Source organism: Wolbachia endosymbiont of Rhagoletis cingulata (genome assembly GCF_048537655.1).
In the GTDB taxonomy this organism is placed as follows: domain Bacteria; phylum Pseudomonadota; class Alphaproteobacteria; order Rickettsiales; family Anaplasmataceae; genus Wolbachia; species Wolbachia pipientis.
In genome coordinates this window covers 457090-472934 of the sequence record NZ_CP175927.1, presented here as the reverse complement: position 1 = coordinate 472934, position 15845 = coordinate 457090, and the positions used below count along the sequence as shown (strand labels likewise).

General features: G+C 36.2%; 11 protein-coding genes. 9 read left to right on the top strand and 2 right to left on the bottom strand.

What is annotated here, in order from left to right; translation table 11 throughout:
- The first annotated feature begins 50 nt into the window (after positions 1 to 50).
- From tig to ACJZL3_RS02200, 6 genes are all read left to right on the top strand, one after another.
- Positions 51 to 1385, top strand: a complete 1335-nt coding sequence (tig, locus tag ACJZL3_RS02225) for a trigger factor (RefSeq protein ID WP_010962514.1) — start codon at positions 51 to 53, stop codon at positions 1383 to 1385.
- Positions 1386 to 1396: 11 nt separating this feature from the next.
- Positions 1397 to 2023 (top strand): ATP-dependent Clp endopeptidase proteolytic subunit ClpP, encoded by a 627-nt coding sequence (gene clpP / locus ACJZL3_RS02220; protein ID WP_006280254.1) that lies wholly within the window; start codon positions 1397 to 1399, stop codon positions 2021 to 2023.
- Positions 2023 to 3300, top strand: a complete 1278-nt coding sequence (clpX, locus tag ACJZL3_RS02215; protein ID WP_006279985.1) for an ATP-dependent Clp protease ATP-binding subunit ClpX — start codon at positions 2023 to 2025, stop codon at positions 3298 to 3300. Before clpP ends, clpX begins: the two co-directional genes overlap by 1 nt.
- A 15-nt stretch (positions 3301 to 3315) precedes the next feature.
- Entirely contained in the window at positions 3316 to 5769 is a 2454-nt protein-coding gene (gene lon, locus ACJZL3_RS02210) for an endopeptidase La (protein WP_138264758.1), read from the top strand.
- 289 nt (positions 5770 to 6058) lie between these two features.
- Positions 6059 to 7354, top strand: coding sequence for a Na+/H+ antiporter NhaC family protein (locus ACJZL3_RS02205; RefSeq protein ID WP_419198889.1), 1296 nt, complete (start codon positions 6059 to 6061; stop codon positions 7352 to 7354).
- A 34-nt stretch (positions 7355 to 7388) separates the two neighbouring features.
- Positions 7389 to 8648, top strand: coding sequence for a cbb3-type cytochrome c oxidase subunit I (locus tag ACJZL3_RS02200; RefSeq protein ID WP_010962509.1), 1260 nt, complete (start codon positions 7389 to 7391; stop codon positions 8646 to 8648).
- A gap of 741 nt (positions 8649 to 9389) precedes the next feature.
- Here ACJZL3_RS02200 and ACJZL3_RS02195 read toward each other — a convergent pair.
- Positions 9390 to 9518 carry a hypothetical protein gene (locus ACJZL3_RS02195; RefSeq protein WP_419198888.1) on the bottom strand — a complete coding sequence of 43 codons (129 nt, stop codon included), beginning with the start codon at positions 9516 to 9518 and terminating at the stop codon, positions 9390 to 9392.
- Positions 9519 to 9713: 195 nt separating this feature from the next.
- Here ACJZL3_RS02195 and recJ point away from each other — a divergent pair, with 195 nt between their 5' ends.
- Positions 9714 to 11450: a single-stranded-DNA-specific exonuclease RecJ gene (gene recJ / locus ACJZL3_RS02190; protein ID WP_419198887.1), complete on the top strand. Its 1737-nt coding sequence runs from the start codon at positions 9714 to 9716 to the stop codon at positions 11448 to 11450.
- Positions 11451 to 12272: 822 nt separating this feature from the next.
- Here recJ and ACJZL3_RS02185 read toward each other — a convergent pair.
- Positions 12273 to 13079: a YgfZ/GcvT domain-containing protein gene (locus ACJZL3_RS02185; protein WP_010962504.1), complete on the bottom strand. Its 807-nt coding sequence runs from the start codon at positions 13077 to 13079 to the stop codon at positions 12273 to 12275.
- Positions 13080 to 13265: 186 nt separating this feature from the next.
- Between ACJZL3_RS02185 and ACJZL3_RS02180 the strand changes: the two genes are divergently transcribed.
- Both ACJZL3_RS02180 and groL read left to right on the top strand, forming a co-directional pair.
- The gene (locus tag ACJZL3_RS02180; RefSeq protein WP_173862895.1) at positions 13266 to 13547 is read left to right on the top strand and encodes a co-chaperone GroES; all 282 of its coding nucleotides are present in this window, start codon (positions 13266 to 13268) and stop codon (positions 13545 to 13547) included.
- A 100-nt stretch (positions 13548 to 13647) separates the two neighbouring features.
- Complete coding sequence (groL, locus tag ACJZL3_RS02175) at positions 13648 to 15297, top strand: chaperonin GroEL (RefSeq protein WP_010962503.1); 1650 nt, start codon at positions 13648 to 13650, stop codon at positions 15295 to 15297.
- Positions 15298 to 15845 lie beyond the last annotated feature (548 nt).

Below are 15845 nucleotides of genomic sequence, written 5' to 3'. Positions count from 1 at the left end.
TAAAATGACTCTATTAAGATATGAATTAAAATGTTAATAAATGAATTATGATGTCTAATAATATACCTCAAAATACAGTCGAAGTAAGTAGCGTATATACCTACAAAGAGCTTAGTATAGATAAACTAAAGTATGAGTATGAAATCACAGTTGGTAGTGATTATATAAAACAAAAGGTAAATTCCAGGTTGCAAGAGATAGCAGAAAATGCAAAATCACCTGGATTTAGGGCTGGAAAGATGCCCTATGACCTTGTTGTTGCAAATTATAAAAACGAGGCTTTGGAATATGTGATAAATAATACAATTGATTATTGCTCAAGTGATTTGATGAAAAAAATTGAAGTCAAGTCTCACATTTATCCTAAGGTTGATGTTATATCATTACCAGATCTGGGCAAAGAAAATGAGGAGGGCAATTTTGTATACAAGCTATCTTTTGAGTCGATGCCTGAAGTACCAGTGATAGATCTTGACAAAATAAACTTAAAGAAAATTGAAGCAAAGATTGAAGAGGAAGATATAAAAGAATTTATTGATTCCATTAAAACAAAGTTCCCCAATTTCGCCTCTGTTGATGATGCTTCTTATCAAGCGAAAGATGGGGATAAATTGATAATTGATTTTGAAGGGCGGATTAGGAATAAGCTCTTTCAAGGTGGAAGTAGCAAAAATTTTGCCGTTAATTTAGGGTCTGGCACATTTATTAATGGTTTTGAAGATCAATTAACTGGTATGAAAAAGGGAGAAACAAAGAACTTTAAGTTGAAATTTCCTGAAAATTACCAAGCCATTTCCCTTGCAGGACAGGAAGCTGATTTTTCTGTGCGAGTTAATGAGATTCAAATTGCCAAAGATTTTGAAAATGATGATGAAATAGCTAAGAGTATTGGGTTTAAAGATTATTCTTTGCTAATAAATCATGCAAAAAAAATGATTGGTGATCAGTGCACCGAAATGAGAAATCTCTTAATTAAAAAGGAGCTGTTTGATTATTTGGATGCTAATTATAGTTTTGATTTACCCACAGACATAGTAAAACAGGAGCAACAAAGAATGGAAGGAGAATTGGGTGCTCAAAATGATTCTCGTAAAGAAGCTGAAAAACGTGTAAAGCTTGCTATGTTATTTATGAAATTTAGTGCAGAACATAAAATATCATTAACTCAAAATGATGTTTTGAGTGTTATTGTAAATCAATATGTCAGTAAAGATGTGCAATTTGACAGAGTACTTAAGCATTTTGAATCAAATAAACAATTTCAAGAATTAGTTAGAGGGCAAGCGCTTGAGTATAAAGTGACAGATTATATAATAGAAAAAGTTAGTAAAGAAGAGCAGATTGTTTCTGTGAAAGAATTAAAGGAATTATTTGATAATATTTAATAGGGAAAGGTATGACTCTTATACCAATTGTAGTTGAACAAACTAGTCGCGGTGAGCGCGCTTATGACATATATTCAAGACTAGTGAAAGAAAGAATAATTTTTGTAACAGGTCCTATTGAAGACAATATGGCCAGTGTAATAGTAGCACAGCTTTTATTTTTAGAATCGGAAAATCCCGATAAAGACATTTGTATGTACATCAACTCACCAGGTGGTGTTGTAACTGCTGGTTTGTCGATCTACGATACAATGCAGTATATAAACCCAGACGTTTCAACTTTATGTATAGGTCAAGCTGCGTCTATGGGTTCTTTATTGCTTGCAGCTGGTACAAAAGGTAAGCGCTACTCTCTACCTCATTCAAGAATTATGATACATCAGCCATCTGGTGGTTATCATGGTCAAGCAACTGATATAGAAATACATGCTAATGAAATTTTGCGGGTTAAGAAAAAACTAAATCAAATTTATGAAAAACATACTGGAAATTCACTGAAGAAAATTGAAGGAATGATGGAAAGAGATAAATTCATGGATCCTGAAGAAGCAAGGAAAATTGGCTTAATTGACAGGGTGATAGCTGAGCGTACAGATATTGAAATTGAAAATATTAAAGTTAAACAAAAGGTGGGTTAATGGATAACAATAATGATTTACACTACTGTTCTTTTTGCAACAAGGCGCAAGATGAAGTAGATAAATTGATTACTAACTCTTCGGATGGTTTAAAGGTGTTTATTTGTAATGAGTGCATAGAATTATCCCATAAAGCAATAAGTCAAAAGAAAGATAGATCTTTTAATTCAGATCGTATATCTGATATGAAGCTATTACTAAAGAAACCTGAGGATATAAAAAACTTTCTCAGCAAGCATGTTGTAGGTCAAGAACACGCGCAACACGTTTTATCTGTAGCTATGTATAACCATTGTCAATCCATGGTACAATTTCATGCTATAAGTGATATTGAAATCGAGAAGTCAAATATAATGCTTATTGGTCCCACTGGTTCTGGTAAGACTTTGCTAGCCAAAACACTTGCTAAAGTTTCAGATGTGCCATTTGCTATGGCTGATGCGACAACTTTAACTGAGGCAGGTTATGTGGGTGATGATGTAGAAAGCGTGTTGTCGCGTTTATTACAAGCTGCAAATTATGACGTTGTAAAAGCACAGCGTGGTATAGTGTTTATAGATGAAATAGACAAAATTACAAGAAAATCTGAAAGCACTTCAATAACCCGTGACGTTTCAGGTGAAGGGGTCCAGCAAGCTCTGCTTAAGATTATGGAGGGTACAGTTGCTTATGTTCCGCCACAAGGAGGGCGAAAACACCCACAACAAGAGTTTATACAAGTGGATACTAGTAACATACTGTTTATTTGTGGAGGAGCTTTTGAAGGCCTCGATAAAATTATTGAAGCGAGAAAAAAGGGAACGTCAGTTGGCTTTGGAGCAGATATAAGTCAGTCTAAAGAGCAAAAGAAAAAGAATGCTTTACATGATGTTCAACCTGAAGATTTAATCAAATTCGGTTTAATACCCGAATTTGTAGGGCGGGTTCCAATAACTGCTGTTTTAGATGAGCTGGATCATGAAGATTTAATACATGTGTTGACAGAGCCAAGGAATGCACTAATAAAACAGTACAAAGCATTGCTTGCGTTTAGCAAAGTAAACCTTGAGTTTTCAGATGAAGCAATATCAGCTATTGCTAAAAAGGCTATAAGCTACAAAACAGGTGCAAGAATGTTACGTGCTATCTTGGAGTCACTTTTGCTTGACATTATGTATACATCGGGAAACGGAGGCTTTGAAGGTAGCACTATAGTAATCACTAAGAAAATGGTAGAATTAGGAAAAGCAACGGTTAATCATAATAACAATGGCAATGTTATAACGGTTAATGATTAATTTGAGGCATATATTATGAACATTGAACGTGCTGTAAGCTCTAGTTTTACTGCATTGCCAGTATTACCTTTAAGAGATGTAGTAATTTTTCCAAATATAATGGTGCCTTTATTCATAGGCAGAGAAAAATCTGTTAATGCACTAGAGTATGCAATAAGTAGTAGTAATCACCAAAATGAGATTTTTCTTGTAGCACAGAAAGATGGCTCTGTTGATAATCCAGAGCCTGAAGATCTTTATGAAGTAGGTGTGTTAGCAAGCATTGTACAACCGTTAATAAAATTACCTGACAATGCAGTAAAAGTTATAATCCGGGGGATAAGAAGGGGAAGAGTTGTAGAATATATTAGCTCTCATACTTTATTACAAGCCAGGGTAGAGTTAGACAATTATTATAAAGAAGATGAAGACAATATTGATTTAGAAGCTTTAAGGCGGTCTGTTGTAGACGCGTTCGATAGCTGGTGTAAGCTAAACAAGAAAAATCAACCCGAGGTTGCCATTAACTCCATTGATCAAATCAAAGAAGTTGATCAACTTGTAGACACGGTAGCTTCACATTTAAATATAAAAGTATCAGATAAACAAAGTATACTTGAGGCTTATGACCCAGAAGAGCGTTTAAAAAAAGCTTTTGCTTTTATTGAGAGAGAAATGAGTATTTTGAACGCACAAAACCGTTTATATAAGACAATTAAATCGCAAGTTGAAAGCACTCAGAAAGTTTACTACCTTAACGAGCAATTGAAAGCTATACAGAAAGAATTAGGCGAATTTGAGAATGGTGATGAAGGGAATATACTCAATGAATTTGAAAAAAAGATAAATGAAACAAAGCTTTCTCAGGAAGCAAGAGAGAAAGCTATAACTGATTTGAAGAGATACAAGAAAATGAATCCCATTTCTCCTGAAGCTACAGTTATATCTAGTTACTTGCATTGGTTGCTTGAGTTGCCATGGGGAAAGTACAAAGATGCAAAAATTAACTTAAATGCAGCTAAGAAAATCTTAGATGAAAATCATTATGGCATAGAGAAAGTAAAAGATAGAATAATAGAATTTTTAGCGGTATTAAAAAGAGTAAAAGAGATAAAAGGTCCTATACTTTGCTTAGTTGGACCGCCAGGTGTTGGTAAAACTTCTTTAGCTAAGTCTATGGCAAGAGCAGTAGGAAGAGATTTTGTTCGCATAGCTCTTGGTGGTGTGCGTGATGAGTCTGAGATACGAGGGCATAGGAAAACTTATATTGGCTCAATGCCTGGTAAAATCATTCAACACATGAAAAAAGCTAATTCATGCAACCCGCTTTTTCTGCTTGATGAAATAGATAAGATGGGTTCTGATTCGCGTGGCGATCCTGCGTCTGCATTACTTGAGGTTTTAGATACTGAGCACAATAAACACTTTACGGATCATTACTTGGAAGTTGAGTTTGATCTTTCAAGTGTAATGTTTGTAGCTACGGCAAACAGCTTAAATTTACCACATCCTTTGCGTGATAGGATGGAAATTATACAATTGTCCGGGTATACTGAAGATGAAAAAATCAGTATTGCTACACACCACCTTATTCCGAAGTTAAAGAAGGAGCATGGTTTGTATCAGAAGGAATGGGACATAACTAATGAGGCGTTATACGAGTTGATACGTTTATATACACGTGAAAGTGGTGTGCGGAGTATGGAAAGGGAGCTTGCAAAGCTCATGAGAAAGGCAGTTAAAGAAATATTGACTGATAAAAATAAGAAAATATCCGTAGGGGTTGACAATTTACAAGATTATTTAGGGGTACGTAAATATACCTTTGGCATTGCGGAAAATGAGAGTTTAGTAGGAATAGTAACTGGGCTCGCCTATACTGAAACAGGTGGTGATATTTTGATGATAGAATCAGTCCTAATTCCGGGCAAGGGAGAAATAAAATACACAGGAAAGCTTGGAGAGGTTATGCAAGAATCTATAAAAGCTGCGTATAGTTATATTCGATCAAATTGTTTGTTTTTTGGTATAAAGCCCGAAAAATTCCAAAATAATGATATACATTTGCATGTACCTGAGGGTGCTGTACCAAAAGATGGCCCTTCTGCTGGCGGCGCGGTATGTACGTCTATTGTTTCTCTTATGACAAATATACCAGTTAACAAAAATGTTGCTATGACAGGCGAAGTGACATTGCGTGGTAGAGTTTTAGCTATCGGGGGCTTGAGAGAAAAATTGCTTGCAGCGCTCAGAGGATCAATCAAAACTGTGATTATACCAAGTGAAAATGAGAAAGATATGCAAGAAATTCCGGCAAGCATCAAAGAAGGGATCAACGTAGTTTTTGCTAAGAATATTGATGAAGTTATGAAAGTTGCTTTAATGCACCCTACTACTCCAATTAATGGTGATGATAATCAAAATAGTGTGCCTTCCTCTATAGAAAATAAAGATGATACTTTTCCTATATCGGAAACATTGAAGCATTAGATTAAGAAAATATTATCAATCTCCATTTCTCTTTTATCCGGCAAGAATCTACCAGCTTGTGCATTCCATAAGGATATGACTTGCTTTGTTGTTATGTCATTCATATTTTTTACTTATTCTATCTCCCAGTTTTATTCAAGTAGATGATATATTATAATAGTCCTTTTCATGGAAACCTTTTCTGGTAGATTGCTTTCTAGAAAAACCTTGGTCAAGGTGCTAACTGTGGTTTATAATAATATAAATCATATCATAGTTGATTTGCGTTTATCAGAGCTGGAGTAGAGGTATGTTTTATCTTACAAATTTTTTGCCTATTTTACTGTTCCTATTTCTTTTTGTAGGAAGTGGTATATATTTTACTATTCTTGGCGTGTCAAATGCTTTTTATCAGTTATCTCCACTGGTAGCCATTGTTCCTGCCATAGCTCTGGGTTGGGTTTTATACAAGGGCAATACTGAAGAAAAAATGTATGCCTTTCTAGATGGGGTAAGAGATCGTAATATTATCACTATGTGTATCATTTTCTTACTTGCAGGTGCATTCAGTGAAGTAACTAAAGCAATCAGTAGTGCTGATGCCACAGTTAATTTGGCTCTTTCATTTATACCAACACAATTTTTACTCATAGGATTATTTTTTGTAGCAGCTTTCATCTCCACTGCTATTGGTACATCAATGGGCACCATTGCAACAATTGCTCCTATTGCAGTTGAACTGACACAAGCTGGGATTTCTCCTTCCTTAGGAGTTGCAACCGTTGTAGGAGGAGCAATGTTTGGCGACAATTTATCTATTATCTCTGATACTACAATTGCATCTGTGATGTCTCAAAAGGCTGATATAAAGAAAAAATTAAAACTGAATGCAAAAGTGGCACTAATTGCTTCTATATTCACAATAATTATATTATTTTATAGCTCAAGCAATAGTGCTGCTATTTCAGTTAAGGAGTATTCTTTATTGCTTGTGACTCCTTACATAATACTTATATTGCTTGCAAACTTTGGAATAAATGTATTTACGGCATTGGTTTTAAGCATAACTTTTGCTGGAATCATTGGATTTATAAATAACAACAATCATGGTTTATTGTTTTTAAGCCAAAACATCACCAAAGGGTTTATGAGTATGCATGAAATTATGCTACTGTCATTGATGGTTGGCGGGCTTTCAGGACTGGTAGGTAAAAATTCTAAGGAGCTTGCAGATAAACTTTCATCTTGGGTTATGATACAACGTGGTGGACAAAAAACTGCGCAATTATTTATTGCAAAAATAGTCAGCATATTTGATATTTTACTTGCAAATAACACCATCGCTATAATTTTTAGTGGTGAAATTGCTAGAGATATTGCTAAGAAATATGAAATACCGCCTCACTATAGTGCAGCATGGCTAGGCATATTTTCTTGTGTATTTCAAGGATTAATACCGTATGGCGCTCAATTGCTTTTGGCTAGCACTATTGCTGGAGTTTCACCTTTGGCAGTCGTGCCACACGTATACTATTGCTATGTTTTAGGTATTATTGCAGTGTTATATATTGTATTGAACAAAATTGAGAAAAAAGATTGTGCTTAATATACAAGACAACGCTCCGCTCTGTAGAAAATGGATGTTCTTGGCAGTATGTGCTCTTGCTTGCTCTGGGTTACTGTCAATAATTGTTATTTTTCTACGATTGCCTTTTATCTCCTCTCTTGTTCCTTCTGCACAATATATTTTTGATAATGCGCTGGTAATACACGTGAACTTGTCAATTTTAGTGTGGATGTGCTCTATAATATCTCTGCTCTTTATCATAAACCTACAAAATACCAATAGTTGGTTTAACTTTTCATGGGTTCTATCAACCCTTTCGATGCTGCTCATGTTTATATCCGCATTCGTTCCAAACACTGAAGTTATCAAAAGTAACTATATTCCCGTATTACAAAACAAATTATTTTTACTTGGACTCAGTTTATTTATTGCCAGTATATTAGTAAATACAATGCTAGCATACACATCAAAAAAAGAGGTTTCATTTCTCTCTGTTGGGCAAATTGGGCTAGTTATTATACTTGTATCGTCATTTCTTTGCTTTGTTTTAGCATATAATAATATGCCTCCAGGTCTATATCACTCAGATAATAATTTATTTTACGAATATCTCTTTTGGGGAGGCGGACATTTATTGCAGTTTGCTTTTACTCAAGGAATGTTTTTAGTCTATTTAATAATGCTAAGTTCCAATGATATTAGTTTAGCTTCAAACAATAAAATTACTATTTTACCACTATTTATAAACACGATTTTAGCTGTAGGCGCACCGTTTGTATATTTTGTTTATCCAGTTGATAGTGCCAAGTTAATACAGTTTTTTACTTGGCATATGAGGATTGCTGGAGCAGTTTTGCCGTGCTTTTTGATAATATTAGTGTGCTACAACATCAGAACTTTTATTAATGATAAAAGCAACTATTTATTACATTCATTTTTGTTGTTCACTTATGGAGATGTGCTCGGAGTGTTGACTATTGAAGGTAATGTCACGATTCCTGCTCATTATCACGGTTCTGTAGTTGGTATCACTATAGCTTTTATGAATTTTGTCTACTGGATGTTACCTAAATTAAACTTTAAAGAGATAAAAAGTTCCATGGTAAGATTACAGATTTATGCCTACAGTATAGGGCATTTTCTCCATATCACTGGCCTTGTGTGGCTTGGTGGATATGGTGCTTTAAGGAAGGTTGCAGATCTGCCAAGTATTTCGTCAATGTTAGCACGCACGTGCTTCATTATAGGTGGCGCTATATCAGTTGTTGGTGGAATGTTGTTCGTAATAATTGTGCTTTTACATCTGTTAAAAGGCAAAGCGCGTACCAACTGACCCATAGAAACAAAAAAAACTTCCTTGACAAACTCCGCCAGCCCCCTTATCATGAAACTGAAGCTATTTATTTATCTTCTCTGTACAGATTAAATGACAAAAAAACTCACGTATCTGGCGTCCCATGTTTAATTTTTTGCACTATGTGCACCTTATGTCTTTATAAAATTTCTAAGTTTTTACCTAATATAAGCTGAAATGCGCTTATAAAGCATTTAAAACATCAAAAAACGCCGATTTAAAAAATGGATAGTGAATAACTAGCTACCCTAGGGTTTCTTTTGCCTTTTTTTCTGTTTAGTAAATTTCTTAATGTTTATAATTTAGATTAGTTGCGGCTTAAAAGCAACTAAATCGCGGTTATTAAGCGTTTAGAATAAAAAAACGCCATACTTGAAAGTATAATGTAAGTAATTAGCCAACCACGGGGCTTCTTTTGCCTTTTTTTTCATTTGGTAAATTTTTTAATATTTATACGGAAGGTAGCGCGTGACGCTGGAACCCCAAAAAAAGGATGATGTCATCCCAGTGCTCCTTTTTTTGTCATCCGAGTAGCTGACACTGTCCTCCTTTGTCATCCCAGTGCCCAGACACTGGGATCCAGCATTTCACGCAATCCCATCAAGAACGTTGTATTTTACATAACACTTTTATGCTTACCAACTTAATAAAATTCCTGGATCCCAGTGTCAGCTACTCGGATGACAAAAAAAGGAGCACTGGGATGACAGGAGAGGGAGGCTACTTGGATGACATCATAGGGGCACTGGGATGACACCATTCTTTTTCCTGGATCCAAATAGTCAAGGCACTGGAATGACAAAAAAAGGAGGCACTGGAACGACAAAGTGGAGTGTCTGCTTCTGTCATCCTATGATAGCTAAAAAGACCTGGTCACGCGCTGGAATGACACCGAAGGGGCTACTGCCCTCTTGGATGGAGACCAGTGTCAGCTACTTAGATGATACCTTTTTTCTACTTAGTTTAGGTTATGCAGAAGTCTAATACAATTATAGAACAAGCTTAAAAATTCTGGTAAAGTAGTTTTATTTACAAAGAAAGAATATGCTACTTGAAATTGAAAAGCGCAGCATAACAAATGCATTGTGGAAGTTGCAAGAAGCAGATCAAAGGCAAATCTTAACCCTTACACAGAGATTTGAGTTACCAGAAATATTAGCAAGAATATTGGTTACTCGTGGTGTTAACATAGAAAATGCAAGCGACTTCTTATATCCACTAATCAGATCGCTATTACCAGATCCCTTTCACCTTCTTGATATGGATAAAGCTGTTTCTCGTATAATACGGGCAATAAAAAATGATGAAAACCTTGCAATATTTGGTGACTATGATGTTGATGGTGCAACGTCGTCAGCATTGATTAACAGGTACCTGAGAGCAATCGATATACACTCTATAATCTACATTCCAGATCGTGTTGATGAGGGTTATGGATTAAACACAGATGCTTTATTACAACTTAAAAAGAATGGAATTGATTTATGTATTTCCGTTGATTGTGGTACGCTTGCATATCAACCAATAGAAGATGCAAAGGCTTTTGGTCTTGATATTATAGTTGTTGACCATCACCTTGGTACGGAAAAATTACCAAGCGCCGTAGCAGTTGTGAATCCAAACCGCCTTGATGAGAGCTCTCCTTATAATAACCTAGCAGCAGTTGGAGTGTCATTTCTGCTAATTGTTGCTCTTAATAAAAGCCTACGTGAGCAAGGATTTTTTACCAACAAAAAAGAACCAGATTTATTTGATCTGTTGGATTTGGTTGCCCTGGGAACTGTCTGTGATGTTATGCAGATCACAGGCCTCAATAGAGCACTTGTCTCACAAGGATTAAAAGTTATGTCAACAAGAAAAAACGTTGGCTTGCGTGTTTTATTTGATGCTTTGGGAATCCTTGAAAAACCAAGTGTTTCTCGATTAGGGTTTAGTATTGGGCCATGCATAAATGCTGGAGGAAGAATTGGAGAAGCATCGCTTGGTGCAAGGTTGCTTTCCACCGATGATGAAGAGGCACATTCAATCGCGCTAAAATTAATAGATTTGAATAATGCAAGAAAAGTGTTAGAAAATGAGGCTCTCTTGGAAGCTACAGCACAAGCGGAAAAGTCTGCCCAATCAGGTGCGAATTTTATAATGATAAGTGGCAATTGGCACCAGGGAATAATTGGTATAATTGCATCAAGGCTAAAGGAGCAGTTTCACTTGCCAACAGTAGTGATATCTTTAAATAATGGAATAGGAAAAGCAAGCTGTAGATCAATTTTGGGAGTTGATATCGGTGCTGCAGTCCTTTCCGCAAAGTTTATAAATTTGATTATTGAAGGTGGTGGCCATAGTATGGCGGCAGGATTTTCAATTAAAGAAGACAAAATAAATGATTTGCATGATTTTTTTACTGAAAGATTTTCAAACTCTATAAATGAGAAAACTTTAAAAGCTGATAGTATAGTAACTGCTAAAGCAATAAACTTATCTCTGTGGAACCAACTGCAACGCTTGGGACCATTTGGAGTTGGAAATCCTGAACCAAGGTTTATTATCCAAGGAGCAAAGATAAGAAAGCCTGAAGTTATAGGAGTTGACCATATAAAATGTTTTATTGCTGATGATAATGTTATGGTAAGAGCTATTGCATTTCGTTCTGCAAATACTCATCTTGGCTCTGCTATCATGCAGGGTAATGTTAAAGCTATTTTGGGTAAAATCTCTATGAATTACTGGAATGGCAATGAATTTGTACAATTTTTAATAGAAGATGTATTGACCATAAGTTGAGTGTATCTGTTCAGCAGAGTGGCAAAATAGGTAGACAAGATAAACCAAAAAATCGAGAAAAAGTGAGTTTACAACAACTGGTGTCATGAAATTATCTGACACTGATTTCCATCCAAGAGGGTGTCATCCCAGTGCTCCTATAATGTCATCCCAGTGCGTGACACTGGGATGACACCCTACTTAACCGTCATACCGCGATTCATTCGCGGTATCTCTTAGCCGCTAACAAGTAGCGGGATGACGAGCTTATCGTCATGCCACTGCGAACCGTCATACCGCCGCGAACCGTCATACCGCGATTCATTCGCGGTATCTCTAGATCCCGCTAACAAGCAGTGGGATGACGAGCTTATCGTCACGCCGCCACGAACCGTCATACCGCGATTCATTCGCGGTATCTCTAGATCCCGCTAACAAGCAGCGGGATGACGAGCTTATCGTCACGCCGCCACGAACCGTCATACCGCCGCGGCGCTAACAAGAGATCCCGCTAACAAGCAGCGGGATGACGGTTGTCGTTTAGCCATAAACATTAAAAAATTTACCAAATGAAAAAAAAGGCAAAAGAAACCCTAGTCATTGTCTATTTTCAGTATTGGCGTTTTTAAGTCTTAAACACTGCAATTTAGCTGCTTTTGAATGCAACTAACCTACGCTGCAAATGTTTAAGAAATTTACTAAGCAGAAAAAAAGGCAAAAGAAACCCCGTGTTAGCTAGTTGTCACTCTCTAATCCTGCAAATTGGCGTACTATACTGTCTTAAACGACTTATAAGCGCGTTTCAGCTTATATAGGTAAAAACCCAGAAATGTTGTGAAGACATTAAGACTTCAACGTCTTAACGCACTTGACCCCACCAGCATATAAATTTGCATGGCTCTTTCCAGTATTAAGCAATGCAAATCCAATGTTGTCTACACTAGAGCGCAGTTCCCCTATTTCCTCATTGTTTTCATTTGTCACTTTAGTGCCAATATCTGGAAGTGCGTTATCCCCCTCAACAAGGTAAAGTTTTCTTCTGAATATTTCTTGTCTGCTCATTCGATTTACAACTTCCTGACCTATATAACACCCCTTATTAAAGCTTATACCGTTTACTTTATCGATTAAAAATTGCAGCGGAAACGATGAATTCTGCACCATATCTTTCGCTCCATCTGGAACGAGATTTTGAATTCTGACTTTTTCATACTGAGTAAAATCCCCAACCGGCTCTTTCATTTCATCTTTATGTATGATCCTCATTCCTAGCAGCTTGTGCCTTGGATCTTGAAAAATAACTTGTGACTTACTACTACACTCCGCCAACTTAGTATTAAACAAAACCCCAACCTTATATAGTGCACTAACGTCTTTAATCTTTACCCTCAAATAAGTTTTAAGTAAATCTAGTTTCTCGATTATTTGCTGCAAGTGCATGTTTTCGCACTCCAAGAGGGTGTATTTACCATATTCAATAAGAAAAAAATCATATAGATATTTTCCCTGAGGGCTAAGCAATAAAGAGTAAATGGCTTTTTGGCTATCCAACTTATTAATATCATTGGTTATAATACCCTGCAGAAAATCTCTAGTGTCAGGCCCATATAGCACTATCACACCACGACTTAAAAATGGTATATAACTCATGAAATCTCTATAAATAAATCTAAATTTTATTATATAACATTAGGCTCTTTTAGAAACTGCTTTTGGCGTGCATATTTTATAATGGCGTGCATATTTTACAAGCTCCAGCCCTTGAAATCTAACTTACGAGTATATATATATAAACTCATAAGTTAATTTGTTGATGAGGAAAAACAAATGTCAAGTATAAGTTTAAATGTATTAGATGATAGCGTGCTGATCAAGCCTATTAGCGAAGAAAAGCAAGGTGGAATTGTGCTTCCATCAAGTGCTGAAAAGAAACCTACTAAAGGTGAAGTTATAGCAATTGGTGAAGGTTCACGCAATTCAAGTGGCGAACGCGTAACTTTAACTGTGAAAGCTGGTGATAAAGTGTTCTATCGCCAATGGGCTGGTACAGAAATAGAACATAATAATGAGAAGCTTATCGTGATGAAAGAGTCCGATATACTTGCTGTCATTAAGTAGCAGTCTTTATTTTACTAAACTGAAACAAAGCGCAACATAGCGCATTGTAAATGATTTTATTATAGTTTTCTAAATTTTTTATTAACAAGAGGTGATAAAAATGACTAATGTAGTAGTATCAGGTGAGCAGTTGCAAGAAGCCTTTCGTGAAGTTGCAGCAATAGTGGATTCAACGGTAGCAATAACTGCAGGACCTAGAGGAAAAACAGTAGGGATTAATAAGCCCTATGGAGCACCAGAAATTACAAAAGATGGTTATAAGGTGATGAAGGGTATCAAGCCTGAAAAACCATTAAACGCTGCGATAGCAAGCATCTTTGCACAGAGTTGTTCTCAATGTAACGATAAAGTTGGTGATGGTACAACAACGTGCTCAATACTAACTAGCAACATGATAATGGAAGCTTCAAAATCAATTGCTGCTGGAAACGATCGTGTTGGTATTAAAAACGGAATACAGAAGGCAAAAGATGTAATATTAAAGGAAATTGCGTCAATGTCTCGTACAATTTCTCTAGAGAAAATAGACGAAGTGGCACAAGTTGCAATAATCTCTGCAAATGGTGATAAGGATATAGGTAACAGTATCGCTGATTCCGTGAAAAAAGTTGGAAAAGAGGGTGTAATAACTGTTGAAGAGAGTAAAGGTTCAAAAGAGTTAGAAGTTGAGCTGACTACTGGCATGCAATTTGATCGCGGTTATCTCTCTCCGTATTTTATTACAAATAATGAAAAAATGATCGTGGAGCTTGATAATCCTTATCTATTAATTACAGAGAAAAAATTAAATATTATTCAACCTTTACTTCCTATTCTTGAAGCTATTGTTAAATCTGGTAAACCTTTGGTTATTATTGCAGAGGATATCGAAGGTGAAGCATTAAGCACTTTAGTTATCAATAAATTGCGTGGTGGTTTAAAAGTTGCTGCAGTAAAAGCTCCAGGTTTTGGTGACAGAAGAAAGGAGATGCTCGAAGACATAGCAACTTTAACTGGTGCTAAGTACGTCATAAAAGATGAACTTGGAATCAAGATGGAAGATCTCACGCTTGATGATCTTGGTACGGCTAAAAATGTTAAAATTACTAAAGATAATACCACAGTTGTCAGCGAAAATAGCGATTCTGACAGTGTGAAAGCTAGAATCGAGCAGATTAAATCTCAAATTGAAACTTCAACTTCTGATTATGATAAAGAAAAGCTAAGAGAACGTTTAGCGAAATTATCAGGTGGCGTTGCTGTGCTCAAAGTTGGTGGAGCAACTGAAGTGGAAGTTAAAGAACGTAGAGATAGAGTCGAAGATGCGCTGCATGCAACAAGAGCTGCAATTGAAGAAGGTATAGTTCCAGGTGGTGGGGTTGCGCTTCTTTATGCTTCATCTGTTCTCGACAAATTAAAAGGTGCAAGTGACGAGGAACAAATAGGCATAAACATTATCAAGAAAGTTCTCAGTGCTCCAATTAGAAGGTTAGTCAAAAATGCTGGTCTTGAATCTGCTGTTATAATTGACTATTTGATTAAGCAGAATGATAAAGAGCTTATATACAACGTTGAGGCTATGAATTACGCTAATGCATTTACAGCTGGTGTGATTGATCCAGCAAAAGTGGTGCGTATTGCTTTTGAAACAGCGGTATCTGTTGCGAGTGTGCTGATAACTACTGAATCTATGATAGTTGATGTACCAAGCAAAGAAAATGCTTCATCTCCTATGGGTGCAGGAGAAATGAGTGGCATGGGTGGATTCTAAGTAGAATGAAACCGTGGAGCAATTGCTCCACGGTAGTTCCAAAAAATCTCACATTTTACTATTCGTTAAAGGTAATACGTTTGGTGCAGAAATGCACTACTGTTTGCATCCGTTTCACTCCTTTATATTGTGGTTGTCTAATAACAAAAAGGCAGCATAAGAAAACTATAACCCCTAGTATATTTATACTATAGCTGACCCAAGCAACACGTCATACCGCGATTCATTCCACAACTGTACGAACATTACAATATGGCACATAGTAAACGATGTCATGAAAGTAGCTGACACTGGAATGACACCCTTTTGGATGGAAACCAGTGTCACGCACTGGCATGACACCCATTTGTTCCTATAGTTGTCTTTTCTCGTCTACCTTATTTTGCCACTCTGCTGAACAGATACAATTTACAACCACCCCCCTACCCTTTTTAGTTGTTCAGCAAATATAGAGAGGTTAAAGGGAGTGGTATTACTTAAACAACTAAATAAAAAACCAGGTAGATCATTCTGAAATTCTTGCATTTTTGTCCATAATTTTGTTAAAT